We start from the raw sequence: 26,127 nt of genomic DNA on the forward strand, positions 1-26,127 counted from the left end.
TGCTCGCCGAAAACGGGGTCGAGCTCGAACTCGCTTCGCTCAGACAATCGCTCGCCCTGATCCGTTTTTGGCTGCGCTCCTCGGCCCGGCCCGACGGGTGGCGCGCTGAAATACAAATCCCCATTCGGGGAGGCGAGGACGCGCTTTGCGCGTCCTCGCCGGAGCCCGATTGTGGCCTCGAATCCGAACCCGAATCCGTTCCCCATCCCGTCTCCACCACCCTTCTGTCTGCGCCGAGGAGCGCAGGGCCAGACGGATCAGGGATCGCGATTGTCTGAGCCGAAGGCGAGTTCGAGCGAGACCCCGGCTGGACCGAGCACCGCAGGTTGCCCCGGAGCGAGGCGCAGGGGACGCAGACAGCAGGGTCGCCTTTCTTTTGCTTACTTTTCTTTGGCGAGACAAAGAAAAGTGAGTTGCCGCCGGGCAACCCCCGGCTTGTTGGTACATCGCAAACGCAGGAGGCAGAGAAGGCTTCGACAAGCTCAGCCCGAACGGAGGAGGACCGGTTCGCGCCGCCTGCAGGCATGCCAGGGCAGGTCAACATAACGCCAGCGCCTCCAGACACAGGCGTTTGTGCGCCTCCCCGCTGGAAGGCTTGATCTGCACCCCCGGCAACCTCAGGCCGAAACTCAGTCCCAGCTTGTCGGCCTGCAGCACCCAGGCGCACAGACGGGCCAACCGGCCTTCAATGTCCAGCGAGCCGGCCTGGACAAAATCGAGCCAGAGCTCATGGCGTTGGGCCTGCTGGGCATCGCGCACCACCAGGCCGTTGCCCTGTTCATCGGCCTTGGCGGCCTTTTTCCACATGACCAGTTTGAGTGGGTCGCCGCGCCGATAGCCGCGGACGCTGTCGAAGTCACCGCTGCTTTGCACGCGTGCGGTGGCACTGGCCGCGCCTGACCGGGGCTCGCCGGGCGGCAGCGGCGGAGGCTGGCGTTCTGGTGCGGGGTAGACCAGCACTTGCGCGGCGGGCCGCCAGATGGTCCAAACGCGAAAGGTGCCCAGCGGAAAACGTGTTTCGGCGGTCAGGGTGGGGAGCTGGTGCAGACCGCGCCGTGTTGGTGTGAAGGCCACCTGAACGGTGCTGCTGCCTTCGGCGGGCACGTCGGTCCAGGCCCAGTGCAGCCCGGTTTTTGCATCAGCCGGATTCAACACACTCAGGCCGATGCCGTGGCGGGAAGAACGCCGGGTGTTCGTCAGTTTGACATCAAAAATGGCTGCGGCACCCACATACTGGGGGTGGGGCGCTATCAGGTTCATGGCAAGACCGCGCAATGTGCCATGGCACACATGCATGCCAATGACGGCGCTGCCGGCCAGTAAAAAGGTCAGCAGGTAGCCCAGATTAAGTTGGTAGTTGATGGAGGCAACGAGCAGCACCAGCAGCGTCAGCGCCAGCATGAGGCCGGGCCGCGTTGGCAGGATGTAGACATTGCGCTGGGTCAGCAGCACGCTGTCGCTGAGCGGCAGGCGGCTTTGCCACCATTGCTGGAACCCGCGGCGCACGAGGGTCAAAGGGTTCCATTCGCGGGCCAGCGCGGAACCGGCTCTGCCGGGCCGCTGGTGGCGCCCCCCTTGGGGGGAGGCGCCGGAGGCGCTTCGGGGGGGAGTCATATATTTATGGCAAAGGCACGGCCTCGAGCATTGCCCGCACCTGTTCGACCGCGCCGCGGCCGGCGCTGGTGACCGGCACCAGCCGGTGTGCGGCGGTTTGCGGCAGCACCGCCACCACGTCGTCGGGCGCCACATAATCGCGGCCGCTCAAAAACGCCTGGGCGCGGGCGGCCCGCATCACCGCGATACCGGCGCGCGGACTCAGGCCCTGCAAAAACCATTGGCCGGAACGCGTGGCGGCAATCAGGTCCTGCAGGTAATTGAGCAGGGGTTCGGCCGCATGTACCTGCAGCACTTCATGCTGCAACTCCAGCAGGTCGTGGGGCGTCAACAAGGTTTCGAGCCTGTCGACCATGTCGCGGCGGTCGCTGCCGCCCAGCAGCAGCCTTTCGGCGGCACGGTCCGGGTAGCCCAGCGAAATGCGCATGTGGAAACGGTCCAGCTGCGATTCAGGCAGCGAGTAGGTGCCCAGCTGGTCGTGCGGATTTTGCGTGGCGATCACAAAAAAGGGCAAGGGCAGAGGGCGGGTTTCGCCCTCGACGGTGACCTGTTTTTCTTCCATGGCTTCGAGCAGGGCACTTTGCGTGCGCGGGCTGGCGCGGTTGATCTCGTCGGCCAGCAGCACCTGGGCAAACACCGGACCGGGGTGAAAGACAAAACTTTCTTTCTGGCGTTCGTAAATCGACACACCGGTCAAATCGCTCGGCATCAGGTCGGCGGTGAACTGCACGCGGGAGAACTGCAGTCCGAAGGAGCGTGACAGCGCGTGGGCAAGGGTGGTTTTCCCGACACCGGGCACATCTTCGATCAGCAGATGGCCGCCGGCCAGCAGGCAGGCGACACAGTCCTGGACCTGGGCGGGCTTGCCCACAATGACCGTGTTAAGCTGATTCAATAGCGCCTGGATTTTTTGTTTCGCGTTCATGTCATCAACCTTACCGCAAAATTTTCCGCAATGAATGCCACTGCGTATTTCACCCACGCCGACTGTCGCAAACACGAGATGGGACCGGGCCACCCGGAGTGCCCGGAGCGGCTTGACGCGATTGAAGACCGGCTGCTGATCACCGGTGTCGGTGATGCGCTGGACCGGCGCGAGGCACCGCTGGCCTCGCTGGGAGATATTGAGCTCGGGCATGACCGCATGATGATTGCTGCGATCCGCGGACTGGGCGACCAGCTGGCCGACGACGCATTCGCGGGAGGACCGCAGTACGCCCAGATTGATCCCGACACTGCGCTGAACGCCTTCACCTGGAATGCCATCCTGCGCGGCGCCGGTGCAGCGCTGGCCGCCACCGATGCGGTGATGGCCGGCGAGGTCGAAAACGCCTTTTGCGCGGTGCGCCCGCCCGGCCACCATGCCTGTCACGACCGCGCCATGGGATTCTGCTTTTTCAACAACGTGGCCATCGCCGCCAAATATGCGCTGGAGCGGCACGGTCTGGAGCGGGTCGCGATCGTCGATTTTGACGTGCACCACGGCAACGGCACGGAAGACATCATCCGCGGCGATGAGCGCATCCTGATGGTGAGCTTTTTCCAGCATCCGTTTTACCCGCACGGCGGCACGGAGGGTGGTGACAACATGGTGAACATCCCGGTGCCCGCCTACACCAAGGGCGCAGCCGTGCGCGACATGATCGAGGCGATGTGGATGCCGCGGCTTGAGGAGTTCAAACCCCAGATGATCTTCATCAGCGCCGGCTTCGACGCACACCGCGATGACGACCTGGGCCAGCTCGGCCTGGACGAGCAGGACTACGCCTGGATCACCCAGCGCATCAAGGATGTCGCGCACCGTCACGCGGGCGGGCGCATCGTCTCCTCGCTCGAAGGCGGCTACAACCTCCAGGCATTGGCACGCAGCGTGGAAGCGCATATTCGCGTGCTGGCTGATCTGTAAACCGCCGGTCCGGTTGCGGTCGGGCGGCCATATTCCCTTTGACAGAAAGCCGCGATGGCCACGTTGACTAGACCCACTGCCCGCATCGAAGACCTGGACGCCTGGCTCGCCAACCTCACGCAGCCGTCGGCGTTGACAGAGCTTGCCCTTCTCCTCGCGTGTGTGGGGCTGGCCTGGGCATTGGTCTGGGGGATACGCCGAGCCAGCGGCCTGCCTGACGAGCGCTCCATCTGGTTCGGCCGCCAGATCATCGACGGTGTGATGTTTCCGCTCTTGCTGCTGTCCCTGGCTTACCTGTGCTTCATGCTGCTGGGCCGATGGATGCCGGTGGCGGTGTTCAAGATTGCGATTCCGGTGCTGGTGGCGCTGGCGGTGATCCGCCTCGGTGTCAAGGTGCTGCAGGTGGTATTTGTGGACGCGCCGCTGGTGCGCATCCTCGAACGCAGCATTTCCTGGCTGGCCTGGCTCGCCATGGTGCTGTGGGTTAGCGGCCTGTTGCCGCTGGTGCTGGAGGAGCTTGACGATATCCGCTGGAAAGTAGGCGATGCCACGCTGTCGGTGCGGACCCTGATTGAGGGTGCTTTGACGGCGGGCATCGTGCTGCTCATCGCCTTGTGGGTATCGGCCGCGATCGAGTCGCGGCTGCTCAAGTCGGCCACCGGCAGCCAGTTGTCGCTGCGTAAAGCCCTGAGCAACGCCACCCGTGCCTTGCTGGTGTTTGTCAGCTTGTTGGTGGCCCTGTCTGCGGTGGGCATTGACCTGACGGCCTTGTCGGTCTTGGGCGGGGCCATAGGTGTCGGGGTGGGTTTTGGCCTGCAGAAGCTCGCCGCCAGTTATGTCAGTGGTTTTGTGATGCTGGCCGAGCGCAGCGTGCGCATCGGCGACAACATCCGGGTTGATAACTTCGAAGGCCGGATCACCGATATCAACGCGCGCTATACCGTTGTGCGGTCCCTGGGTGGACGCGAGTCCATCGTGCCCAACGAGATGTTCATCAGCAACCGCATTGAAAACCTGTCACTGGCCGACTCGCGCGTGTTGCAGTCCACCGTGATCTCGGTGGCCTACGACAGCGATGTGGCGCTGGTGATGCGCCTGCTGACCGACGCCGCGTTGAACCAGGACCGCGTGCTGCGTGATCCCGGTCCCGGCGCCAATCTGACCAATTTTGGCGCTGACGGGCTGGAGTTCACCCTGAATTACTGGATGACCGATCCGGAAAATGGCCAGCAAAACCTGCGTTCGCTCATCAATCTGGGCATTTTGCAGTCGCTGCGCGCCAATGGCATCGAAATTCCCTACCCGCAACGGGTCATCCACACGCGGCTCCAGCCGGGGGAAGAAGTGGCCAAACCTTCCTGAGCTTGGCGCGTCACTGCATGAACGAGGGCAGCCACAGGCTGAGCCACGGGAAGGCCAGCAACAGGCCCAGCGCCACAATCTGCATGAAGACAAAGGGCCAGACGCCGCGAAAGATGTTGCTCAGACCGACACGGGGCAGCAGGGTGTTGAGTACAAACAGGTTCATGCCGACTGGCGGCGAAATCAAGCCGATCTGGATCACCATGACGATCAGCACACCGAACCACACTGGATCGAAACCGAGTGCCATCACGATCGGGAAAAACAGCGGAATGGTCAGCAGCACCATGGTAAGTTCCTCCATGACGGTGCCCAGGATCACGTAGATCAGCATCATGGCGCCGACGATCATCACCGGCGGGAGCCCGAGGTGCGTGATCCACTCCTTGAGGTCGCCTGGCATGGAGGTGAAGTTCATGAAGTTGGCGAAAATCGTAGCCGCAATCAGCAGTGTAAACAGCATCGCCGTGGTTCGCGCCGATTCCACCAGCACTTCCAGCGTGGCCTTGACCGTCAGCCGGCGCCGCGCCAGCGCGAACAGGAAAGCGCCTGCCGCACCGATGCCGGCCCCTTCGGTGGCGGTGAACACGCCGCCGTAGATGCCACCCAGGACCAGCAGCATCAGCAGTAGCACGCCCCAGATGCCGCGCAGGGCTTTCCAGCGATCAGGCCAGGATGTTTTTTCTCCGGCCGGCGCATGCTCGGGGTCCATGAAGGTCATGAAGAGAACCGCCAACATCAGCAGCACGGCCGTCATGATTCCGGGCAGCACACCCGCCGCGAACAGCTTGCCGATATTGGTTTCCGTCACGATGCCGTAAATCACCATGATGGTTGAGGGCGGAATCATGATGCCCAGGGTACCGCCGGCGGCAATCACGCCGGTCGACAAGGAGTCGCTGTAGCCGAGCTTTTTCATCGACGGGTAAGCCACTTTGCTCATGGTGGCAGCGGTCGCGATGGATGAGCCGCAGATTGCGCCGAAACCCGCGCAGGCCATCACGGTAGCGTGAGCCAGACCGCCGCGCAGGTGGCCGATGAAGGCATAGGCCGCATGGAAGAGTTCGTGGGCCAGGCCAGCCTTCGCGACAAAATTGCCCATCAGGATGAACAGCGGAATCACCGACAGCGTGTAGGCAAAACCGGTTTCGTGCACCACCTGCGCGGTGCTGGCCAGCGCCGGAAGCCAGCCGCGGGTCAGTCCCATGCCCACGATACCGACCAGGCCCATGGCAAAGGCCAGCGGCAGGCGCATCAGCGCCAGAACAAAAATGGCGGCAAAACCAAGCAGGGCTTCGGTCACAGCGTAGCTCCTTCGCCGGCTTCTTCAGTCGCAGTCGGCCGAAATACCAGGCCCAGATGGATCAGCCCGGCGACCGCGCACAACGCGGCCATGCCGTACATGAACGGGGCTTTCAGGATCTTGAGCTGGGCTGTGGTTTCACCGGTTTCCAGATACTGGCCGCCGGTTTGCCACATCAGCCAGCCCAGGCCCAGCAGCACGGCCGCACATACGGCCTGCATCATCGCGCGCTGGATCTTGCGCAGGCCTTGCGGCAGGTAGTGGTCCAGCGAGTCGAACACCACATGTTCACCGCGCAAGGACACCAACGGCAGGGCGGCAAAAATCACCACCACCATTAGCAGTTCCGTGAGTTCGAGCGAGCCGGTAATCGAGTTGGACAGCAGCTTGCGCCCGCCGACGTCAAAAAAAGTCAGCGCCATGATGGCGAACAGGGCGGCTGCAGTCAGTAGGCCGCACACGGTTTCAATCAGCTTGTTCAATCTTCGCCTCAATCCATAAAAAACGCGGCCTCATTGTCCATGAGGCCGCGCTAAAAAAAACGCTAAGACGGTTTACTTTTCCTGACGGGCGATTTCGGCGCGGAACTCGGCCAGAACCTTGGCGGCATCTTTCATGCCCTTGGCCTCGGCGTCCTTGACCCACTTCTGCTCCAGCGGCGCAGTTTTGGTTTTGACGTCAGCAACGAATTTTGCGTCGGCTTTGACGATCTGCACGTTGTTGGCCTGCATCAGCCCCATCGCGCGGCGGTCCACCTTGTCCCAGCCTCGGCCGAACATGCGCGCAGCCACTTCGCCCGAAATCGCATCAACAGCTTTCTTTTCGTCGGCGCTGAGCTTGTCGTACTTGCCCTGGTTCATCATGAAGACAAAGCTGGTGTTGTACAGACCCCCCGGAAACATCGTGGCATGTTTGATCAGTTTGTCGATCTTGAAGGACTCGGTGGATTCCGCCGGGAACAAGGTGCCGTCCATGACGCCGCCGGACAGCAACTCGTAGGAGTCGGGAGCGGGTTTGAGTGTGACATTCATGTTCAACACTTTGGAGATCTCATTGACCATGCCGCCGCCCACGCGCCACTTCAGGCCACCCAGCTCATCGACGTTGGTGACTGGCCGCTTGGTGTTGAACACCATGCCGGGGCCGTGTGTGAAGAAGGAGATGACCTTGACGCCCTGGTGCTCGGACAGGAATTGCGGGTTCTTAAAAGCCACCTTGTTGAAGGCCACTGAAATCGGCTCCGAGGTGTTGCCCAGGAAGGGGAACTCGGACATCTGGGTGTAGAGGAAACGCCCCGGCGTGTAGCCGTGCACGGTGTAAGACACATCGGCCAAGCCGTTTTTGACGGCGTCCATGGTTCCTGGCGCAGCTGTGACACCACGCGGCAGGATGTTGCACTTCATCTTTCCGACCGTGTTTTTCTCCAGCAGGTCGCACCATTCTTTTTGCGCCATGCTCAGCGAGTGGGTAGGCGGCAACCAGCTGGAGACGGTCAACACGGTTTGGGCGGAGGCGAAACCGCTGCAGGCGGTCAACAGCGCGACGGCGATGGGTTTGATCTTCATTCGATACTCCGGAACGGTCAGCAGGCTGACCAGATTACTCGTGGGGACGATTCGGCGGTGTGAAGCCGCTGTCTCATCCGGAACTATGACTGTATGTCAGCGATGCGCCACAGTCTGTCCCTACTTACCCCAATTAACCGACCCATCGGTTTGTTAATTGACGGTTGGCAATTGTCGCGAGGGCAACAGCGCTTTGGGCCGACGGCTCTAATTCAATCAGAATCGGTCTTTATAATTAAAAAGAACGGTCGTTCTATTTTCACTGCGCGTCCCCGCAATGCCCCCCCCCGCAGTCCGTGGTTCATGAGGTGTTGTGCATGTGCAGCATAGAATCAAACGCTTTACGTTAACGTCAATCACTAACTCTGGAGTTCTCTCATGAAGGTCCTGGTCCCCGTCAAACGTGTTGTCGACTACAACGTCAAGGTTCGCGTCAAGTCCGATGGCACCGGCGTCGATATCGCCAACGTCAAGATGAGCATGAATCCGTTTGACGAGATCGCCGTCGAAGAAGCCACACGGCTCCGGGAAAAAGGCTTGGCGACCGAGGTCATCGCTGTGAGCTGCGGCGTGGCGCAGTGCCAGGAAACCCTGCGCACGGCTATGGCCATCGGTGCTGACCGGGCCATCCTGGTCGAAACGACGGAAGAGCTGCAGCCGCTGGCTGTGGCCAAGCTGCTTAAGGCCCTGGTCGAGAAAGAGCAGCCGCAACTGGTGATTCTGGGCAAGCAGGCCATCGACGACGACTGCAACCAGACTGGCCAGATGTTGGCGGCCCTGCTGGGCTGGCCCCAGGCGACTTTTGCTTCCAAGGTTGATGTGGCTGATGGCAAGGCCGTGGTCATGCGCGAAGTTGACGGCGGTATGGAAACCCTGTCCTTGACTTTGCCGGCCATCATCACCACGGATCTGCGTCTCAATGAGCCCCGTTACGTGACCTTGCCCAACATCATGAAAGCCAAGAAAAAGCAGCTCGACAACTTCAAGCCTGAAGACCTCGGTGTCGATGTCAAGCCGCGTCTGAAAACGCTCAAGGTCAGTGAACCAGCAAAACGCAGCGCCGGCATCAAGGTGCCTGATGTCGCCACGCTGGTGGACAAGCTCAGGAACGAAGCCAAGGTCATCTAATAACCACGGTTGTCGTTGCGAGCCTGACCCGCAATCCATGCAGGTGCGCCACCATGGATCCCGGATCAAGTCCGGGATCCACCATGGATCCCGGATCAAGTCCGGGATGACAGCAGTCAAAAACATCAGGAGCTACTCATGACATCCCTCGTAATCGCAGAACATAACAACTCCAGCATCCGCCCCGCCACCCTCAACACCGTGACTGCAGCCGCCCAGTGCGGCGGCGACGTGCATGTGCTGGTGGCCGGCCTCAATGCCGGTCCAGCCGCCCAGGCCGCCTCCAGAATAGCCGGCGTCGCCAGGGTCATCCATGTGGATGGCGCACATTTTGAACACGGCCTGGCCGAAAACATGGCGGCCCAGGTGATCGCTTTGGCCGGCAGCTACTCGCACATCCTTTTTCCGGCCACGGCGTCGGGCAAGAACATCGCGCCGCGTGTGGCCGCCTTGCTCGACGTCGGCCAGATCTCCGATATCACCAAGGTTGATGCGGTGGATACCTTCGAGCGCCCGATTTACGCCGGCAACGCGATTGCCATCGTGCAGAGCCTGGACGCGACCAAGGTGATCACCGTGCGTACCACCGGTTTTGACGCGGCTGCGGCCACCGGCGGTTCCGCCGCTATCGACGTGGTCAGCGGTGAGGCCGACAGCGGCAAGTCGGTGTTTGTCGGCAGCGAAATCGCCAAGAGCGACCGACCCGAATTGACCGCCGCCAAGATCATCGTCAGCGGCGGTCGTGCGCTGGGCAGCGCCGAGAAATTCAATGAAGTCATGACGCCGCTGGCCGACAAACTTGGCGCCGCCCTCGGCGCTTCGCGCGCTGCGGTGGACGCCGGTTACGCGCCGAACGACTGGCAGGTGGGCCAGACCGGCAAGATCGTCGCGCCCCAGCTCTACATCGCCGCCGGCATCAGCGGCGCGATCCAGCATCTGGCCGGCATGAAGGACTCCAAAGTGATCGTCGCAATCAACAAGGACCCGGAAGCGCCCATCTTCAGCGTGGCTGACTACGGACTGGAGGCTGACCTGTTTGCGGCGGTGCCGGAGTTGGTGAAAGCATTGTAAAAAAAGAACAAAGGGCGTCGCGGTGACGTCCTTTTTTGTACCCGTCACCGATGCGGGGTCAACGTTATTTGCGGAGACAAGACATGAGCTACAAAGCCCCCCTCAAGGACATGCTGTTTGACATCAAACACCTGGCCGACATCGATGCCGTGGCGCAGATCCCGGGGTTTGAAGAGGCCGGTTTCGGCACGGCGCAGGCCGTGCTCGAGGAGTGCGCCAAATTCAACGAGGGGGTGTTGTCGCCGCTGAACTGGGAGGGCGACAAGAATCCTTCAATCTGGAAAGATGGCGTGGTCACCACGACGCCCGGCTTCAAGGAGGCCTACAAGCAATACGCCGAGGGCGGCTGGCAGGGGCTGCAGCATCCGCTGGACTTCGGCGGTCAGGGCCTGCCCAAGACAATTGGCGCGGCCTGTGGCGAAATGCTCAATTCGGCCAACATGAGTTTTGCGTTGTGCCCCTTGCTCAGCGACGGCGCGATTGAAGCGCTGCTGACGGCGGGCTCGGACGAACTCAAGGCGGTGTATCTCGAAAAGCTGGTCAGCGGCCAGTGGACCGGCACCATGAACCTGACCGAACCGCAGGCCGGCTCCGACCTGGCGATGGTGCGCAGCCGCGCCGAGCCGCAGCCTGACGGCAGTTACAAGGTCTTCGGCACCAAGATTTTCATCACCTATGGTGAACACGACATGGCCGAGAACATCGTGCACCTGGTGCTGGCCCGCGTCACCGGCGCGCCCGAAGGTGTCAAGGGCATCAGCCTGTTTGTGGTGCCCAAGTTCATGGTCGGCAAGGACGGCGCCCTCGGTGCGCGCAACGATGTGCACTGCGTGAGCATCGAGCACAAGATGGGTATCAAGGCTTCGCCGACAGCGGTGCTGCAGTACGGCGACAAGGGTGGCGCTGTCGGCTACATAGTCGGCCAGGAAAACCGCGGCCTCGAGTACATGTTCATCATGATGAACTCGGCGCGTTACGCCGTCGGCATGCAGGGCATCGCAATTGCCGAACGCGCTTACCAGAAGGCCGTGACCTTTGCAAAGGACCGCGTGCAGAGCCGACCGGTCGATGGCTCGATCAATGCGAGCGCACCCATCATCCACCATCCCGACGTCAAGCGCATGTTGATGACCATGCGCGCCTACACCGAAGGCTGCCGCGCCATGGCCTCGGTGGCCGCCGCCGCCTATGATGCTTCGCACCACCACCCCGACGCGGATGTGCGCAAGCAGAACCAGGCCTTCTACGAATACATGGTGCCTCTGGTCAAGGGCTACAGCACCGAGATGAGCCTGGAGGTCACCTCGCTGGGTGTGCAGGTGCACGGCGGCATGGGTTTCATCGAGGAAACCGGCGCGGCGCAGTATTACCGCGATGCCAAAATCCTGACGATTTACGAAGGCACAACCGCGATCCAGGCCAATGACCTGGTAGGCCGCAAGACCGCGCGCGACGGCGGCCAGACGGCCAAAGGCATTGCCGCCCAGATCGAAAAGACCGAAGCCGCGCTGATCATGCAGGGCGGCGCGGCAGCCAAAGCAGTGGCGAAGCGGCTCAAGGCCGCACGCGAAGCGTTTGTCGATGTCGTGGAATTCGTCGCCGGCGGGCTTGCAAAGGCCCCTGAAGGGTCCGCCAAGGCTTCGCTCAACGCCGTGTTCGCCGGCAGCGTGCCCTACCTGATGCTGGCTGGCAACCTGGTGGCCGGCTGGCAACTGGCGCGTTCGCTGCTGGTGGCTGAAGAAGAGCTGGCTGCGGGCAAGGATGTGGACTTCATGAAGGCCAAGATCATCACGGCGGTGTTCTACGCGGACCACCTGCTTAGCAAGGCCCCCGGCATGCGCGACAGCATCATTGATGGCGCGGAGAGTGTGACGGCGCTGGCCCTGGACGCATTCTGACCTGCCCTTTTTGCTATTGATTCGATAGCTGTTGTCGCCTGATTGACATGGGCCGCAGCCATTTTTCGCTAAAAATCCTGCTGAATTCACCGGAGACACCATGTCCAGACTTCCCGCGCCGCTCAACAAGCTTCCGCTGCCGATCATTGGCTCGCCGCTGTTCATCATCAGCAACCCCAAGCTGGTGATCGCCCAGTGCATCGCTGGCGTGGTCGGCGCCATGCCCGCCCTCAATGCGCGGCCAGCGGCGCAGCTCGAAGACTGGCTGGCCGAGATCACCGAGACCCTGGCTGCCTACAACCAGGCCAATCCCGACAAGCCGGCGGCGCCGTTTGCGATCAACCAGATCGTGCACAAGTCGAACGACCGGCTGGACCACGACATGGACATGTGCGTCAAGTACAAGGTGCCGATCTACATCACCTCGCTGGGCGCGCGTGAGGACATCAACGCCGCAGCGCACAGCTACGGCGGCGTGGTGCTGCACGACATCATCAACAACAAGTTCGCGCGCAAGGCGATAGAAAAAGGCGCTGACGGCCTGGTGGCCGTGGCTGCCGGCGCGGGCGGCCATGCCGGCGTGAAAAGCCCGTTTGCGCTGATCCAGGAAATCCGCCAGTGGTTCGACGGCCCGCTGGCACTGTCAGGCGCCATCTCGACCGGCGGCGCGGTGCTGGCCGCGCAGGCCATGGGGGCCGACTTCGCCTACATCGGCTCGGCCTTCATTGCGACCGACGAGGCGCGCGCCGCGGATGACTACAAACAGTCCATCGTCGACAGCAACAGCGACGACATCGTTTACTCCAGCCTGTTCACCGGCGTACACGGCAACTACCTCAAGCCGTCCATCATTGCTGCGGGCATGGACCCGGACAATCTGCCTGATGGTGATTTGAAAACCATGAACTTCAGCAGCGGCGAGGGTAGCAAGTCCAAGGCCTGGAAAGACATCTGGGGCTGTGGCCAGGGCATAGGCGCAATCAGCAAGGTACAGAGCACGGCCGACTATGTGGCTCAGCTCAAGCGCGAGTACGAGCAGGCCCGCCAGCGCATCTGCGCCTGACGTGGGTTGGCTATGACGCCCGCGCAACGCCTGCCGGGGGTGGACGCCCTCAAGGGCTTGGCTTGCGTGCTGATCGTCTGGCACCACCTGGCGTTTTACGGCCCGATGTCCGACGTGGTTCACGGCGCCGCGCCGGGGCTGATGAACTGGCTTTACAGCTACGGCCGCATGGCGGTGCAAGTTTTCCTGGTGGTCGGCGGATTTCTCGCCGCCTGTTCGCTGGCACCTGAGGGAAGGGCCGGCTTCCGGCAACCGCTGCGACTGATCCTCAAGCGTTACCGTCGCCTGGCGTTGCCGCTGGTGGTGGCGGTGCTGATCACGGTGGTGGTTGCGGCGTTGGTGCGGCCCTGGTTGCAGCATGGTTCGGTTCCCGGTGTGCCGTCGCTCTGGCAACTGCTGGCCCATCTGTTTTTGCTGCAAGACCTGGTTGGTCAGGAGGCTTTGTCTGCCGGCATCTGGTACGTGGCCATCGACCTTCAATTGTTTGCCATGACCGTGCTGATTCTCACGCTGGTTCGCAGCGAGCGTCATCGTTGGGTGGTGCTGGCGCTGGCCGCAGCGTCGCTGCTGATCTTCAACCGGCGCGCCGGACTCGACATGACCGGCCTGTATTTCTTCGGTGCCTACGCGCTGGGCATGCTGGCTTGGTGGGCGAGTCGCAGCGAGCGGCCGGCGCGCTGGCTGCTGCTTATCGCCAGCCTGGGCGCGGTGGCGCTGCTGCTGGACTTCCGTGGGCGGCTGCTGGTGGCAGTCGCCGTGGCGCTGGCGCTGGTCTGGCTGCAGCGCAGCCCGTGGCCGGCACGCTGGCTGCAACAGGCCTGGTTGCTGCGGCTGGGACAGATCTCCTACTCGGTGTTCCTGATCCACTTCCCGGTCTGCCTGCTGGTCAACGCGGTGGTCAGTCATTTCTGGCCTGCGCAGTTGCTGGCCAACACGCTTGGCATGCTGACTGCCTTCGGGCTGTCGCTGCTGGCCGGCGAAGTGCTGCACCGCTGTGTCGAGTCACCCAGCGCCCGCTGGCGAACCTTGTTCAGGCCTGTGCTGGCCGCGCGCTAAGTTTTTTTTCACCGGGTTGTTGGTTAAAACAGGCTATAGCCCATATAGGACGGGCGTGAGAAGCTCCTGATTTAATAGCTAATTGACCGCCTTGCAGTGCATCGGAGTGAGGGAATATACTGATTATATATACAGTTATTATCCACCTGATTGCCACCATGCCCGATGTCCTCATCCCCGTCCACGCCATCAAGGGCCGTGGCACCGCCACGCGCCTGGCGCATCGCTTCGAGAAGGACACACGCGCGGACTGGGACGATGGCTGGGGCACGCTGGAGGCGGATGCTGCGGAGGGCAGGCCGCTGCTGGAAACCACGGTCAGCTTCGAGGACGCCCGCAGCGCCATCGTACGCAACGACTCGCCGGACATCTTTTTTGACTACAGCCTCAACCCCTACCGCGGCTGCGAGCACGGGTGTATCTATTGTTACGCGCGGCCCACCCACAGCTACCTGAACCTGTCGCCAGGCCTGGATTTCGAGACCAAAATCATCGCCAAGCGCAACATAGCCGACATGTTGCGCGCCGACCTGGGCAAACGCAGCTACGTGCCCAAGCTGCTCAACATCGGCTCGGGCACCGACTGTTACCAACCGGTCGAGCGAGAGCTGCGCCTGACCCGCAGCGTGATCGAGGTCCTGCAGCAGGCGGAGCATCCGTTTTCGCTGGTGACCAAGTCCAGCGGTGTAGAGCGCGACCTGGACCTGATCGTGCCCATGGCGGCCGACCGGCTGGCCGCCGTCTATGTGACCATCACCACGCTGGACCCTGAACTGGCGCGCACGCTGGAGCCGCGCGCCGCCGCGCCGCACCGCCGGCTGCGCACCATACGCACCCTGGCCGAGGCCGGTGTGCCGGTGGGGGTCAGCGTGGCACCGCAGATTCCGTTTGTGAATGACGACATGGAAAAGGTGCTGGAAGCGGCGTGGGAGGCGGGTGCGCGTTCTGCGTTTTACACCGTGATCCGTCTGCCCTGGGAGGTGGCGCCGCTGTTCAAGCAGTGGCTGGCGCTGCATTACCCGCAGCGCGCAGACCGCATCATGGCGCGCATTCAGGAGATGCGTGGCGGCAAGGACTACGACAGCGACTTTGCCTCGCGCATGAAGGGCAGCGGCCTCTGGGCCGATCTGATCAAACAGCGCTTTGAAAAAACCTGCCACCGCCTCGGCTTCAACCGCCAGCGTGTGGAACTGGACTTCAGCCAGTTCAGGCCGCCGGCAGCGGGGCAGGCCAGTCTTTTCTGAGGGCGCGATCCGCAGCCTGGCCATTCTCGCCAAGCCCTCCCGCCCGGCGAAAACCTGCCTCAGTCGATCACCGCGCCGGACTGGCGAATCAGCTGCGCCGCCTTGGCTTCCTCGGATTTGAAGAAACCGACAAGTTCAGCAGTTGTCATCGGCTGCGTTGTCAGTCCCAGTCCCGTGAGTTTTTCGGCGAACACCGGGTCCATCACGAGCGCGCGCATTTCCGTGTTGAGCCTTTGCACGATCGCGGCCGGAGTTCCGGCTGGCGCCGACATCGAATACCAGCCAACGATGTCATAACCGGCATAACCCTGTTCGGCAATGGTTGGGACATGGGGTAGCGCTTGACTGCGGCGTTGTGTGCTGACCGCAATCGCACGCAACTTGCCGGTACTGATCAGGGAGATGACCGAGGACGGAGGAATGAGAATCGCATCGATATCACCGCCCAGAACGCCCGTCAGGCCCTGGGCGGCCTCCTTGAACGGGATATGCAGCAGCTTGACCTTGGCCATGGTGGCCAGCAACTCCCCGGCCAGATGCCCGGTCGTGCCGTTGCCTGAGGAGGCGTAAGAAACCTTGCCCGGGTTTGCCTTGGCACGGTTCACGAAATCCGACAGCGTCTTGTAGGGTGAGCTGGCGGAAACGACAAGCGCGCTGGGCACGAGTCCAACGAACGCGGCGGGTTCGAAGTCCTTGAGGGGCTCATACTGGAGCTTCGAGTACAGCGCCTTGTTACTCGCATGGGTGGCATTGGTGCCGAGCAAAAGCGTGTATCCATCAGGGGTCGCCCTGGCTACCGCCGTGGCACCCATGGCGGTGCCCGATCCCGGCTTGTTTTCAACGATGACGGTTTGCTTCAGGCGTGCGCCCAATGCTTCTGCGACCTGACGGCCGACGACATCGCCCGAACTGCCTGCGCCGAAAGGTACAACCAGACGAACAGGACGATCAGGATAGTCTGCAGCGGATGCCAGAAGAGGAAGCATTGCCACGGAAAAAAGGAGGGACTTGATGATGATGCGTCGCATGTTCTTGACCTTTAAAAGTGTTAAATCGTTTGAAATTAACTAAAATCCCATGGGCTCGACTCGGTTGATTAGCGCACGTGCCAAACTGCAGGCGGTTAAAGCTGAAGTTTTGGGGTTGTCAGGCAACGCCATTCCCTCGATCGTGAACGACATTCGGCCAAATCGGCCCTGCGCGGTGTAACTGTGCACGTTATGGGAGAGAGAGGGGTCGGCGACCAAACGCACCTGGGTCGCGTCCAGACCCAGGCCAGCCAGCGCCAGCGCCGCGGCCACGTTCGCGTTTTTGGGATATAGGCGTGCCGCATCGCGTGCGCTCCCCTTAAACAGGGTCGTTGCTTCGGCCAGGCTATCCAGACAAACCACTGACTCGCCTGGCGACCCACGCCAGCTGGATGGCGGTTTGCTGCCAACGTAAACGACCTCGTCCAGCCCGCCAAGCTGAGCCGCAGCCAGTGCATCGATCGCACCGATTGCGCCAGAAACGAGTTTCAGCCGACTTGAGCCGGCATTCGCTGCTTCGGCCAGAAGCTCTGCCATACCATCGTTTGCGAGCGCGCCGATTGATAAAATGATGCTGTCAATGCCGCTGGCCAAGGCGGGAACCACATGCTCGGTCAATGCGCGATGGCTGGCGCACTCGATCAGCACATCGGGCCGCCGTGGCAGGTCTTCCAGCCGGGTCACGATCGCCACCCCATCGCCAAGGGCTGCTTGGGCCTTCTTTAGCCCGGTCGCCCCCACGATCACCTGGTCAAGGCGCACCCGCGCATCGGCGGCAAACATGCGCATCAGATGCGAACCGATCGCACCGTATCCAACCATTGCGACATGCTGCATTCAGTTCTCCTGCCCGGCAAGACGGAAAAAGCGTTCAAGCGCGCGGTTGTATTCCGCTGGCACCACCTGCGGACAAAAGTGTCCCCCGTGATCCAGAACCTCAGAGTGGCACCCAGGCAAACCCCGCTTTAACGTCTCCCAAAGATGGGGCGGTGTGACCATGTCGTCGCGCGCGCCAATCACCAGGCTGGGAACTTGAATCCGATGAAGAAAAGGCCGCGAATCAAAGCGGATCAGTGCCTCAATTCGACTCAATACGATGTCAGCATCGTCACACCCGTCAACGGGTTCCAGCAGGTGCGGATGCGAAGCCAGGAACGGGGGGGGGAAACAAAAGAGCTTGCCAAGACGCTGGTAGGCCTCAAAACCGGTATGACGCAATACCTGCGCACGCGTTTCAAACAAGGCTCGAAAGTAGGCATCGGCATAACTCCATGTCGAACCCAGCACCACGGCGCTGACGCGCGCGGGGAAGTGTGCGGCAAGATATTGCGCAATCGCGCCGCCAGTGGAATGCCCCACAATGATGGCCCGCTCGACTTCGGCGGTATCCATGACGGCAATGGCGTCCCTGCTCATCTGCTCGATCGAGTACTTGATGCGGCTATGCGTACTGCGTCCCGTGCCGCGGTGGTCGTGAACAATGACCCGGCGGGATGTCGAAAACGCGGCCACCTGTTCACGCCAGAAAGCGCTCACTCCGCCAAGTCCGGAAATCAACATCAGCGCCTGGCCCTGGCCAGAACTCTCAAAAAAAATCTCGCCGTCAGCGGCTTGTGCGATGGGCATGCAGTTTGTCTTGTGGCCAAACAGTCAATAATAAGCAGGTTATTCGCCCTATTCACGCCGTATTGACTGCAATATTCAAGAAAAAAACGCAGTAATGTCGGTTCTCCAGGAGTTTGTCGATGTCAGAATCGAGTCGCCGCAAGCAGCTGCAGTCCGATGACCTGTCGCTATTTGTGCTCACCGTCGAGCATGGAAGTTTTGCCGCTGCCGCCATGGCCGCCGGCCTGACGCCGACCGCGGTCAGCAAAAGGGTGGCCAAGCTGGAGCAGCGACTGGGCGTGCGTCTTCTGGCGCGAACCACGCGCAGTCTGAAACTGACCGAATCCGGAATCATTTATTTCGAACGCGCGCGCCGCATCGCGGTCGATATCCGCACTGCCGAGCAAGCTGCGCAACTCACATCCGATCAAGCGCGCGGCACGCTGCGCATCAACTGTCCGGCGGCCTTCAGCGAGAAGCAGTTAACCCGGCTGATCCCCGAATTCCTTCAACGCTACCCGAACGTGCGGATTTCATTGATCGTTGGCGACCGCTCACCGGTGGGTGGGGAATTCGAGGACGACCTTGTCATCCGTTCGGCGGTTGCGCCGCTGGCGGGCTTGCACAGTCACTGTCTTTCATCCAATCGATGGGTCGTCTGCGCCGCCCCTTCCTACCTCCAGGCCTGGGGCACGCCCATGCGAGCTTCCGACTTACAGCAGCACAACTGTCTCATCGTGAGCGGGAGCGGTCTGACCAGTGAGGAATGGCTGTTCGAGTCCGATCAAAGCGTGCACCCGGTACGGGTTGCCGGCAACTTCGGTGGCTTCGGAAGCGCCGTCTATGAGACTGTCAAGACCGGCCTCGGCATTGCGAAATTACCCGAATTCCTGGTTGCCGCCGATATCCGCGAACAGCGCCTGCACGAACTGCTGTCGGACGCGATGCCCAGCGAAAATCGGTCCATGTATCTGAGTTATCGGCGTGACCGACCGGTGCCCGCCAAAACCTCCGCATTTGTGCACTTCCTGCTTGATCGGATTGCGGGCCGGCCGCCTTGGGCGCTGGCCGCGCAGGAGGCACAGGACGGGCCAGGTATTTCGCCGCTCCTGCGAGCGCTGCCGAAAGGTGAGTCGGTTGCGCCGGCCCGACCGCTGCAGGCCTGAACCGCTGCGGCTCAGGCCGCAAGCTGGCGCGCGTGGTGCTTCAAGTGATCGGCCATGAAGGTGGCGATGAAATAGTAGCCATGGTCGTAGCCCGCATGGCGGCGCAGCGTGAGCGGCTGGCCCGCCTGGGCACAAGCGGCTTCGAACAGGTGCGGCTGCAATTGTTCCTCCAGGAATTTGTCGGCCAGCCCCTGGTCGATCAGGATGCCGCCGGGGTAGGGCGCAGTGTCCAGTCGGGCCATCAGCGCCGTGGCGTCGTGCGCCGCCCAGGCCGACTCGTCGGCGCCCAGGTAGCCACCGAAGGCCTTGCGACCCCAGGGGCACTGGCTGGGCGCACATATGGGTGCAAACGCTGACACCGACTTGAACAGCGTGGGATGGCGCAGTGCCAGCGTCAGCGCGCCGTGCCCGCCCATGGAGTGGCCGAAGATGCCGGTGCGGCCGGCGTGCAGCGGCAGGGTGGCGCTCAGCAGCGGCAACAGCTCGCTGGTGATGTAAGTTTCCATGCGGTAGTTCTTGGACCACGGTGCCTGGACCGCATCCAGGTAAAAGCCGGCGCCCAGGCCCATGTCCCAACCGTCGCTTTCGCCAGGCACGTTGGCGCCGCGCGGGCTGGTGTCCGGCGCGATCAGCGCCAGGCCCAAAGTCGCGGCCAGCCGCTGCGCGCCGGCCTTGGTCATGAAGGTTTCCTCGTTGCAGGTCAGGCCGGCGAGGTAGATCAGCGCGGGCACCTTGCCACCGGCGTCATCGATGACGATCTGCGGCGGCAGGAACACCGAATACTTCATCGGCAGGCCGATGCTTCTGGCAGTGTGCTGATAGAAACGCTGCACGCCGCCGAAACATGCGTGTTCGCTGAGGAGTTCCGGGGCGGTGTTCATGCGCTTTGTTGTACCAGTTCGAGTACCGCGTCGGCGAAGATTTGCGGCTTTTCCTGGGGCAGGTTGTGTCCCGCGCCCGGCAGGATGCGGTGTGAACGAGGTCCGGTAAAAAAGCGGGCGTGTTGTCCGGCAGTGGCTGGGGGACGCACGCCGTCGTCACTGCCGTCAAAGGTGATGCTGGGCACGCTGATGGCTGGCTGCGCCGCCAGGCGGCTTTCGATGCCGGCCAGTGCCGGGTCGCCCGCCACCAGACCGAAGCGATGGCGGTAGGACTGGATCACGACGTCCACAAAGTCGGCGTTGTCGAAGGCTGCGGCGCTGCGTTCAAAGGTGGCGTCATCGAAGGCCCAGGTCGGTGACCACAGTTTCCACAGCAGCCGGCATAAGGTGCGACGGTCGGCCGCCAGCCCGGCGCGGCCGCGTTCGTTGTGAAAGTAATACTGGTACCAGAGGCTATGTTCGTTGTCCGGCGTGTCCGGCAGCATGGCTTTGGCGATGTTCTGGATGTTGTAGCTGTTCAGCGAGACCAGGCCGGCGCAGCGTTCGGGCCAGAGCGCGGCGACCACGCAGGCCGCGCGCCCGCCCCAGTCGTAACCCGCGAGCACGGCGCGCGGCACGGCCAGCGCATCCATCAGTGCCAGCAGGTCAGCGCCCAGGGCCGCCTGCTCGCCCGAGCGCGGCGTGGCATCGTCCAGAAAGCGCGTGGCGCCGAAACCGCGAAGATATGGCACGTAGACGCGGCAGCCCTGCGCAGCCAACAGAGGCGCCACCTCGGCATAGGCGTGGATGTCGTAGGGAAACCCGTGCATCAGGAACACCGGCGGCCCGTCCACAGGCCCGGTCTCGAACAAGGCCACATCCAGCACGCCGGCAGGGATGTGGCGCAGCGGCTGAAGAGAAGTCATGGTCAGTGAACTCCTGTCAGTACAGAACCACGCCGCGTATCGACTCACCGCGTTTCATCAAATCAAAACCTTTGTTGATGTCCTCCAGCGGCATCGTGTGCGTGATCAGATCGTCGATGTTGATCTTGCCCTCCATGTACCAATCGACAATTTTGGGCACATCGGTGCGGCCGCGCGCGCCGCCGAAGGCCGAACCTTCCCACTTGCGGCCGGTGACGAGCTGGAAAGGGCGGGTGCTGATCTCGGCGCCAGCCTCTGCCACGCCGATGATGATGCTGCGGCCCCAGCCCTTGTGCGTGCATTCGAGCGCCTGGCGCATCACCTGGGTGTTGCCTATGCACTCGAAGCTGTAGTCGGCGCCGCCGTCGGTAAGTTGCACGATGGCATCGACCACGTTCTCAACTTCTTTCGGGTTGATGAAATGCGTCATGCCGAACTTGCGCGCCATGGCTTCACGTTCAGGGTTCAGGTCCACACCGATGATCTTGTCGGCGCCCACCATCTTCGCGCCTTGGATCACATTGAGGCCGATGCCGCCCAGGCCGAACACCACCACGTTGGCGCCGGCCTCGACCTTGGCGGTGAACAGCACCGCGCCAATGCCAGTGGTGACGCCGCAGCCGATGTAGCAGACCTTATCGAAGGGTGCATCTTCACGAATCTTCGCGAGTGAAATTTCAGGCGCCACCGTGTAGTTGCTGAAGGTGGAGGTGCCCATGTAGTGGAAGATCGGCTTGCCGTCCAGGCTGAAGCGGGATGTTGCGTCAGGCATCAGGCCTTTGCCCTGCGTGCCGCGAATTAACTGGCACAAATTGGTTTTGCGCGACAGGCAGAACTTGCACTGCCGGCATTCCGGCGTGTACAGCGGAATGACGTGGTCGCCTTTTTTGAGCGTGGTGACGCCGGGGCCGACATCCACTACGATGCCTGCGCCTTCATGGCCGAGGATGGCGGGGAAGATGCCCTCCGGGTCGGCGCCGGACAGCGTGTAGTAGTCGGTGTGGCAGATGCCGGTGGCCTTGATCTCGACCAGCACCTCGCCGAACTTCGGGCCTTGCAGATCGACTGTTTCAATGGTCAGGGGTTCGCCGGATTTCCAGGCGACAGCGGCTTTGGTTTTCATGAGGGAGCTTGTGTGGAAGTGATGGGAATGACAGGGGTCAAGGCACTATAAGCCAACGCCCGGCCGTCCGCATCCCTGCAGGCGCATGACCGCACCAGCCAGTGTTTCAATTTAAGCATCATTGCTCACCGCACAGTCCCGGCCGCGTGTACAGCCGCCGCAGCGCCCAGATCCTGAATAAAAAGTGCCACCAGCCCATGCCGGTCGGGCGCAAGCTGCTATTGATTTAATAGCTACTTGCGCAGGGCGTCAAGGACTGAAGAAGTTCTTGAGCTTGTCGGTCCAGGTTTCTTCAGTCGGCGAATGTTTGGCGCCGCCTTTTTTCAGGGACTCGTCGAGTTCCTTGAACAGCTTGCGCTGGTGCTCGGTCAGCTTTACCGGTGTTTCCACCGTGATGTGGCAATACAGGTCGCCCGGATAGCTTGAGCGCACACCCTTGATGCCCTTGCCGCGAAGGCGGAACTGCTTGCCGGTTTGCGTGCCATCAGGAATGTCGATGGCGGCCTTGCCGGCCAGCGTCGGCACCTCGATCTCGCCGCCCAGTGCGGCGGCGGCCATGCCGATGGGCACCACGCAGTGCAGGTCGTCGCCATCGCGCTCGAAGATCTCGTGTTTCTTCAGCCGGATCTCGATGTACAGGTCGCCCGGCGGGCCGCCATTGGTGCCGGGTTCACCGTTGCCGCTGGAGCGGATGCGCATGCCGTCGTCGATGCCGGCGGGGATTTTGACCTCCAGCGTTTTGTTGCTCTTGGTCTTGCCGACGCCGTGGCAGCTCACGCAGGGCTCGGGGATCAGCTTGCCGGTGCCCCGGCACTGCGGACAGGTCTGCTGCACGCTGAAAAATCCCTGCTTCATCTGCACCACGCCGTGGCCATGGCAGGTGGTGCAGGTCACGACCTTGGTGCCGGGCTTTGCGCCGGTGCCGCGACAGATGCCGCAGTCGTCCCAGCTCGGGATGCGGATCTGCGCGTCCTTGCCGGTGGCGGCTTCTTCGAGCGTGACCTCCATTGCATAACTGAGGTCGCCGCCGCGGTAGACCTGGCGGCCGCCGCGCTGCCCGCCGCGCGCCTGCTGGGCGCCAAACACGTCACCAAAGATATCGCCGAAGGCCTCCGCAAAACCGCCGAAACCTTCCGCCCCGGGGCCACCGCCGCGGTTGGGGTCCACGCCGGCATGGCCGTACTGATCATAGGCTGCGCGTTTTTGCGCATCGGAGAGCATCTCGTAAGCCTCTTTGGCTTCCTTGAATTTTTCCTCGGCCGCCTTGCTGCTGTCCCCCTGGTTGCGGTCGGGGTGGTGCTTCATCGCCAGCTTGCGATAGGCTTTCTTGATGTCTTCGTCGTTGGCGTTTTTGGGCACGCCCAACGTGTCGTAGTAGTCTTTTTTGATGGCCATGGAAATTCGTGTTCAATGAAAAGATTGCGCTGCCCCGGATGTGCCAAAGCGGAACGCGGGGACAGGCCCCGATTCCGCTTCGCTGCCCCGATGGCTCAAAAGGTGATCAGCCCTTTTTGACTTCCTTGACTTCAGCGTCCACCACATTGTCGTCGGCAGCCGGCTTGGCAGCCGCGTCCTGGGCGCCGGCTTCGCCGCCGGCCTGTGTGGCCTGGGCGGCCTGCATGTCGGCGTACATTTTTTCACCGAGCTTCTGGCTGGCATCCATCAGCGCGGCGTTTTTCGCGTCAATCGCGTCCTTGCTGTCGCCCTGCAGCGCTTCTTCCATGTCCTTGATGGCAGCCTCGATTTTTTCCTTCTCGCCGGCGTCCAGCTTGTCGCCGTATTCGACCAGCGACTTCTTGACGCTATGAACCATCGCCTCGGCGTTGTTCTTGGCGGTCACAAACTCGACTTTTTTCTTGTCGTCCGCCGCATTGAGTTCGGCGTCTTTCACCATCTGCTGGATCTCGGTCTCGGACAGGCCCGAGTTGGCCTTGATGGTGATCTTGTTTTCCTTGCCGGTGCCCTTGTCTTTCGCGCCCACATGCAGGATGCCGTTGGCGTCGATGTCGAAGGACACTTCAATTTGCGGCGTGCCGCGCGAAGCCGGCGGAATGCCTTCCAGGTTGAACTCGCCCAGCGCCTTGTTGCCCGAGGCAATTTCACGCTCGCCCTGGAACACCTTGATGGTCACGGCCGGCTGGTTGTCCTCGGCGGTCGAGAAGGTCTGCGCAAACTTGGTCGGGATGGTCGTGTTCTTCTTGATCATCTTGGTCATCACGCCGCCCATGGTTTCGATACCCAGGGACAGTGGCGTCACGTCCAGCAGCAACACGTCGGTGCGGTCGCCCGACAAGACCTGGCCCTGGATCGCGGCACCGACAGCCACAGCCTCATCGGGGTTCACGTCCTTGCGCGGGTCCTTGCCGAAAAATTCCTTGACCTTGTCCTGCACCTTGGGCATGCGGGTCTGACCGCCGACCAGGATCACGTCATGGATGTCGGAACTGGCGACGCCGGAGTCCTTGACCGCCACGCGGCTCGGAGCGAGGGTGCGCTCGACCAGCTCTTCGACGAGTTGCTCCAGCTTGGAACGGGTCATCTTGATGTTCAGGTGTTTCGGGCCTGAAGCGTCGGCGGTGATGTAGGGCAGGTTGATGTCGGTCTGCGCGCTGCTCGACAATTCGATCTTGGCTTTTTCGGCGGCTTCCTTCAGGCGCTGCAGGGCCAGCACGTCGTTCTTGAGATTGACGCCGGATTCTTTCTTGAACTCGTCGATGATGAAGTCAATGATGCGCTGGTCGAAGTCTTCGCCGCCCAGGAAGGTGTCGCCATTGGTGGAGAGCACTTCAAACTGCTTTTCGCCGTCCACATCGGCAATCTCGATGATGGAGATGTCGAAAGTGCCGCCGCCCAGGTCATACACCGCGATCTTGCGGTCGCCTTTTTCCTGCTTGTCCATGCCGAACGCCAGCGCTGCGGCGGTTGGCTCGTTGATGATGCGCTTGACGTCCAGGCCGGCAATGCGGCCGGCATCTTTGGTCGCCTGGCGCTGAGCGTCGTTGAAGTAGGCCGGAACGGTGATCACGGCTTCGGTGACCGGCTCGCCGAGGTAGTCTTCGGCAGTCTTTTTCATCTTGCGCAGGATGTCGGCGCTGACCTGTTGTGGCGACATTTTCTTGCCGTGCACCTCAACCCAGGCGTCGCCGTTATCGGCTGCCACGATCTTGTAGGGCATCAGGTCGATGTCCTTCTGGACTTCTTTTTCAGTGAACTTGCGGCCGATCAGGCGCTTGACCGCGTACAGCGTGTTCTTGGGGTTGGTCACGGCCTGACGCTTGGCCGAGGCGCCGACCAGCACTTCACCGTTTTCAAGGTAGGCCACGACCGACGGTGTGGTGCGTGCGCCTTCCGAATTTTCGATGACGCGGGGCACATTGCCCTCCATCACAGCGACGCAGCTGTTGGTGGTGCCCAGATCGATACCGATGATTCTGCCCATGATTAACTCCTAGATTTTCTTGGTTGACTGTTTGATGACGGGTGGCTGAGGATTTCAGCCGCTGGTCCGCAGACCATGTTGATGACTTGTGGATAACTTTCGATGTTTCAAGTGCGACATCGTCAATCAGACCGTTTATTTGGGCGCCGCCACGGTGACCAGCGCGGGCCGCAACACACGGTCGGCAATCAGGTAGCCTTTTTGCAGCACGCCGACCACAGTGTTGGCCTCCTGGGTGGACTCGGGCGGCAGCGGCACCATGCTGATGGCCTGGTGCTGGTGCGGATCGAATCGGGCGCCAGCGCTGGGGTTGATCTCCACCACCTTGTTGCGCTCCAGCGCGCTCTTGAGCTGCTTGAGTGTGGCTTCGGTACCTTCGCGGATCTGGGCGGCCGTGGCCTCGGGCTGCAGCAGCCCTGCTTCCAGGCTGTCGGTGACCGGCAGCAGGCTTTCGGCAAAACTTTCGACGGCAAATTTGCGGGCCTTGGCGACTTCATCGTCGGCGCGGCGGCGGGCGTTTTCAACCTCGGCCTTGGCGCGCAGGTAGCTGTCCGCCAGTTCGGTGTTTTTGGCCTGCAGCACGGCCACTTCAGCCTGCGCCGCGCTCAGGGCATCGGCTTCGTTGGCGGCCTGGGCGGCTTCCAGCTCTTCAGGGCTTGGCTCGCCGCTGAGGTCTTGATTTTGTTCGGGTTGGATGTTGTCGGACATGGGTCGGATGAAGTTATTCAGAATGACAAGTGGTTTAACTGAGGGCGGCAAAGCCCTTTTCA

The 26,127-nt window shown here is 61.9% G+C and carries 24 protein-coding genes; 10 read left to right on the forward strand and 14 right to left on the reverse strand.

Features of this window, described 5'->3' with window-relative positions; all coding sequences use genetic code 11:
- Positions 1-278: hypothetical protein (locus tag IEX16_RS20155; protein WP_229676427.1), on the forward strand; the 278-nt coding region annotated here is incomplete at its 5' end.
- A gap of 259 nt (positions 279-537) precedes the next feature.
- Here IEX16_RS20155 and IEX16_RS18435 read toward each other — a convergent pair.
- Together IEX16_RS18435 and IEX16_RS18440 are read right to left on the reverse strand one after the other, a co-directional pair.
- Entirely contained in the window at positions 538-1,614 is a 1,077-nt protein-coding gene (locus IEX16_RS18435; protein WP_188709953.1) for a DUF58 domain-containing protein, read from the reverse strand.
- 4 nt (positions 1,615-1,618) lie between these two features.
- A complete protein-coding gene (locus IEX16_RS18440; protein WP_188709954.1) occupies positions 1,619-2,539 on the reverse strand; it encodes an AAA family ATPase in 921 nt (306 codons plus the stop codon).
- Between the two features lie 30 nt (positions 2,540-2,569).
- Here IEX16_RS18440 and IEX16_RS18445 point away from each other — a divergent pair, with 30 nt between their 5' ends.
- Both IEX16_RS18445 and IEX16_RS18450 read left to right on the forward strand, forming a co-directional pair.
- On the forward strand, positions 2,570-3,520 hold the full coding sequence (locus IEX16_RS18445) for a histone deacetylase family protein (protein WP_188709955.1): 951 nt from the start codon (positions 2,570-2,572) through the stop codon (positions 3,518-3,520).
- A 54-nt stretch (positions 3,521-3,574) separates the two neighbouring features.
- Positions 3,575-4,882 carry a mechanosensitive ion channel family protein gene (locus tag IEX16_RS18450; protein ID WP_188709956.1) on the forward strand — a complete coding sequence of 436 codons (1,308 nt, stop codon included), beginning with the start codon at positions 3,575-3,577 and terminating at the stop codon, positions 4,880-4,882.
- Between the two features lie 10 nt (positions 4,883-4,892).
- On the opposite strand, the gene IEX16_RS18455 is transcribed toward IEX16_RS18450, so the two are convergent.
- The 3 genes from IEX16_RS18455 to IEX16_RS18465 all read right to left on the reverse strand — a co-directional run bounded on the left by IEX16_RS18455 (position 4,893) and on the right by IEX16_RS18465 (position 7,750).
- On the reverse strand, positions 4,893-6,185 hold the full coding sequence (locus IEX16_RS18455; RefSeq protein WP_188709957.1) for a TRAP transporter large permease: 1,293 nt from the start codon (positions 6,183-6,185) through the stop codon (positions 4,893-4,895).
- Entirely contained in the window at positions 6,182-6,667 is a 486-nt protein-coding gene (locus IEX16_RS18460; protein ID WP_229676428.1) for a TRAP transporter small permease, read from the reverse strand. The genes IEX16_RS18455 and IEX16_RS18460 overlap by 4 nt, the downstream gene beginning before the upstream one ends.
- Positions 6,668-6,739: 72 nt before the next feature.
- Positions 6,740-7,750, reverse strand: a complete 1,011-nt coding sequence (locus tag IEX16_RS18465; protein WP_188709958.1) for a TRAP transporter substrate-binding protein — start codon at positions 7,748-7,750, stop codon at positions 6,740-6,742.
- 378 nt (positions 7,751-8,128) lie between these two features.
- Between IEX16_RS18465 and IEX16_RS18470 the strand changes: the two genes are divergently transcribed.
- The 6 genes from IEX16_RS18470 (at position 8,129) to IEX16_RS18495 (ending at position 15,210) form a co-directional block, all read left to right on the forward strand.
- The gene (locus IEX16_RS18470) at positions 8,129-8,878 is read left to right on the forward strand and encodes an electron transfer flavoprotein subunit beta/FixA family protein (RefSeq protein WP_188709959.1); all 750 of its coding nucleotides are present in this window, start codon (positions 8,129-8,131) and stop codon (positions 8,876-8,878) included.
- A gap of 138 nt (positions 8,879-9,016) precedes the next feature.
- Complete coding sequence (locus IEX16_RS18475) at positions 9,017-9,949, forward strand: electron transfer flavoprotein subunit alpha/FixB family protein (protein ID WP_188709960.1); 933 nt, start codon at positions 9,017-9,019, stop codon at positions 9,947-9,949.
- A gap of 83 nt (positions 9,950-10,032) precedes the next feature.
- On the forward strand, positions 10,033-11,847 hold the full coding sequence (locus IEX16_RS18480; RefSeq protein WP_188709961.1) for an acyl-CoA dehydrogenase: 1,815 nt from the start codon (positions 10,033-10,035) through the stop codon (positions 11,845-11,847).
- Positions 11,848-11,947: 100 nt separating this feature from the next.
- The gene (locus IEX16_RS18485; protein WP_188709962.1) at positions 11,948-12,910 is read left to right on the forward strand and encodes an NAD(P)H-dependent flavin oxidoreductase; all 963 of its coding nucleotides are present in this window, start codon (positions 11,948-11,950) and stop codon (positions 12,908-12,910) included.
- A gap of 12 nt (positions 12,911-12,922) precedes the next feature.
- The gene (locus tag IEX16_RS18490) at positions 12,923-13,966 is read left to right on the forward strand and encodes an acyltransferase family protein (RefSeq protein WP_188709963.1); all 1,044 of its coding nucleotides are present in this window, start codon (positions 12,923-12,925) and stop codon (positions 13,964-13,966) included.
- Between the two features lie 158 nt (positions 13,967-14,124).
- Positions 14,125-15,210: a PA0069 family radical SAM protein gene (locus IEX16_RS18495; RefSeq protein ID WP_188709964.1), complete on the forward strand. Its 1,086-nt coding sequence runs from the start codon at positions 14,125-14,127 to the stop codon at positions 15,208-15,210.
- Between the two features lie 59 nt (positions 15,211-15,269).
- Here the strand turns inward: IEX16_RS18495 and IEX16_RS18500 are convergent, their stop codons facing one another.
- The 3 genes from IEX16_RS18500 to IEX16_RS18510 are packed head-to-tail and all read right to left on the reverse strand — an operon-like array spanning position 15,270 to position 17,864.
- Entirely contained in the window at positions 15,270-16,238 is a 969-nt protein-coding gene (locus tag IEX16_RS18500; protein WP_188709965.1) for a Bug family tripartite tricarboxylate transporter substrate binding protein, read from the reverse strand.
- 39 nt (positions 16,239-16,277) lie between these two features.
- Positions 16,278-17,075, reverse strand: coding sequence for an aspartate dehydrogenase (locus IEX16_RS18505; protein ID WP_188709966.1), 798 nt, complete (start codon positions 17,073-17,075; stop codon positions 16,278-16,280).
- Positions 17,076-17,864 carry an alpha/beta fold hydrolase gene (locus tag IEX16_RS18510; protein ID WP_188709967.1) on the reverse strand — a complete coding sequence of 263 codons (789 nt, stop codon included), beginning with the start codon at positions 17,862-17,864 and terminating at the stop codon, positions 17,076-17,078. It lies immediately after the preceding gene.
- 119 nt (positions 17,865-17,983) lie between these two features.
- Here IEX16_RS18510 and IEX16_RS18515 point away from each other — a divergent pair, with 119 nt between their 5' ends.
- Complete coding sequence (locus IEX16_RS18515) at positions 17,984-19,009, forward strand: LysR family transcriptional regulator (protein ID WP_188709968.1); 1,026 nt, start codon at positions 17,984-17,986, stop codon at positions 19,007-19,009.
- An 11-nt stretch (positions 19,010-19,020) separates the two neighbouring features.
- Here the strand turns inward: IEX16_RS18515 and fghA are convergent, their stop codons facing one another.
- The 6 genes from fghA to grpE all read right to left on the reverse strand — a co-directional run bounded on the left by fghA (position 19,021) and on the right by grpE (position 26,065).
- Positions 19,021-19,890, reverse strand: a complete 870-nt coding sequence (fghA, locus tag IEX16_RS18520) for an S-formylglutathione hydrolase (RefSeq protein ID WP_188709969.1) — start codon at positions 19,888-19,890, stop codon at positions 19,021-19,023.
- Positions 19,887-20,795, reverse strand: a complete 909-nt coding sequence (locus tag IEX16_RS18525) for an alpha/beta fold hydrolase (protein WP_188709970.1) — start codon at positions 20,793-20,795, stop codon at positions 19,887-19,889. The genes fghA and IEX16_RS18525 overlap by 4 nt, the downstream gene beginning before the upstream one ends.
- Positions 20,796-20,811: 16 nt before the next feature.
- Positions 20,812-21,918, reverse strand: coding sequence for an S-(hydroxymethyl)glutathione dehydrogenase/class III alcohol dehydrogenase (locus IEX16_RS18530; protein WP_188709971.1), 1,107 nt, complete (start codon positions 21,916-21,918; stop codon positions 20,812-20,814).
- A 249-nt stretch (positions 21,919-22,167) separates the two neighbouring features.
- The gene (gene dnaJ / locus IEX16_RS18535; RefSeq protein WP_188709972.1) at positions 22,168-23,313 is read right to left on the reverse strand and encodes a molecular chaperone DnaJ; all 1,146 of its coding nucleotides are present in this window, start codon (positions 23,311-23,313) and stop codon (positions 22,168-22,170) included.
- 106 nt (positions 23,314-23,419) lie between these two features.
- Positions 23,420-25,357 carry a molecular chaperone DnaK gene (gene dnaK / locus IEX16_RS18540; protein ID WP_188709973.1) on the reverse strand — a complete coding sequence of 646 codons (1,938 nt, stop codon included), beginning with the start codon at positions 25,355-25,357 and terminating at the stop codon, positions 23,420-23,422.
- Between the two features lie 135 nt (positions 25,358-25,492).
- Positions 25,493-26,065 carry a nucleotide exchange factor GrpE gene (gene grpE, locus IEX16_RS18545; RefSeq protein WP_188709974.1) on the reverse strand — a complete coding sequence of 191 codons (573 nt, stop codon included), beginning with the start codon at positions 26,063-26,065 and terminating at the stop codon, positions 25,493-25,495.
- Between the last annotated feature and the right edge of the window lie 62 nt (positions 26,066-26,127).

Source organism: Polaromonas eurypsychrophila, from assembly GCF_014641715.1.
GTDB lineage: Bacteria > Pseudomonadota > Gammaproteobacteria > Burkholderiales > Burkholderiaceae_C > Polaromonas > Polaromonas eurypsychrophila.

What these genes read in the sequence shown, in the direction of transcription:
- grpE (WP_188709974.1), bottom strand. Translation starts at nt 26,065, where the DNA reads ATGTCCGACAACATCCAACCCGAACAAAATCAAGACCTCAGCGGCGAG.
- IEX16_RS18475 (WP_188709960.1), top strand. Translation starts at nt 9,017, where the DNA reads ATGACATCCCTCGTAATCGCAGAACATAACAACTCCAGCATCCGCCCC.
- IEX16_RS18530 (WP_188709971.1), bottom strand. Translation starts at nt 21,918, where the DNA reads ATGAAAACCAAAGCCGCTGTCGCCTGGAAATCCGGCGAACCCCTGACC.
- IEX16_RS18440 (WP_188709954.1), bottom strand. Translation starts at nt 2,539, where the DNA reads ATGAACGCGAAACAAAAAATCCAGGCGCTATTGAATCAGCTTAACACG.
- IEX16_RS18480 (WP_188709961.1), top strand. Translation starts at nt 10,033, where the DNA reads ATGAGCTACAAAGCCCCCCTCAAGGACATGCTGTTTGACATCAAACAC.
- IEX16_RS18485 (WP_188709962.1), top strand. Translation starts at nt 11,948, where the DNA reads ATGTCCAGACTTCCCGCGCCGCTCAACAAGCTTCCGCTGCCGATCATT.
- IEX16_RS18450 (WP_188709956.1), top strand. Translation starts at nt 3,575, where the DNA reads ATGGCCACGTTGACTAGACCCACTGCCCGCATCGAAGACCTGGACGCC.
- IEX16_RS18435 (WP_188709953.1), bottom strand. Translation starts at nt 1,614, where the DNA reads ATGACTCCCCCCCGAAGCGCCTCCGGCGCCTCCCCCCAAGGGGGGCGC.
- IEX16_RS18525 (WP_188709970.1), bottom strand. Translation starts at nt 20,795, where the DNA reads ATGACTTCTCTTCAGCCGCTGCGCCACATCCCTGCCGGCGTGCTGGAT.
- IEX16_RS18515 (WP_188709968.1), top strand. Translation starts at nt 17,984, where the DNA reads ATGTCAGAATCGAGTCGCCGCAAGCAGCTGCAGTCCGATGACCTGTCG.
- IEX16_RS18490 (WP_188709963.1), top strand. Translation starts at nt 12,923, where the DNA reads ATGACGCCCGCGCAACGCCTGCCGGGGGTGGACGCCCTCAAGGGCTTG.
- fghA (WP_188709969.1), bottom strand. Translation starts at nt 19,890, where the DNA reads ATGAACACCGCCCCGGAACTCCTCAGCGAACACGCATGTTTCGGCGGC.
- IEX16_RS18500 (WP_188709965.1), bottom strand. Translation starts at nt 16,238, where the DNA reads ATGCGACGCATCATCATCAAGTCCCTCCTTTTTTCCGTGGCAATGCTT.
- IEX16_RS18445 (WP_188709955.1), top strand. Translation starts at nt 2,570, where the DNA reads ATGAATGCCACTGCGTATTTCACCCACGCCGACTGTCGCAAACACGAG.
- IEX16_RS18505 (WP_188709966.1), bottom strand. Translation starts at nt 17,075, where the DNA reads ATGCAGCATGTCGCAATGGTTGGATACGGTGCGATCGGTTCGCATCTG.
- IEX16_RS18470 (WP_188709959.1), top strand. Translation starts at nt 8,129, where the DNA reads ATGAAGGTCCTGGTCCCCGTCAAACGTGTTGTCGACTACAACGTCAAG.
- dnaJ (WP_188709972.1), bottom strand. Translation starts at nt 23,313, where the DNA reads ATGGCCATCAAAAAAGACTACTACGACACGTTGGGCGTGCCCAAAAAC.
- dnaK (WP_188709973.1), bottom strand. Translation starts at nt 25,357, where the DNA reads ATGGGCAGAATCATCGGTATCGATCTGGGCACCACCAACAGCTGCGTC.
- IEX16_RS18510 (WP_188709967.1), bottom strand. Translation starts at nt 17,864, where the DNA reads ATGCCCATCGCACAAGCCGCTGACGGCGAGATTTTTTTTGAGAGTTCT.
- IEX16_RS18495 (WP_188709964.1), top strand. Translation starts at nt 14,125, where the DNA reads ATGCCCGATGTCCTCATCCCCGTCCACGCCATCAAGGGCCGTGGCACC.
- IEX16_RS18465 (WP_188709958.1), bottom strand. Translation starts at nt 7,750, where the DNA reads ATGAAGATCAAACCCATCGCCGTCGCGCTGTTGACCGCCTGCAGCGGT.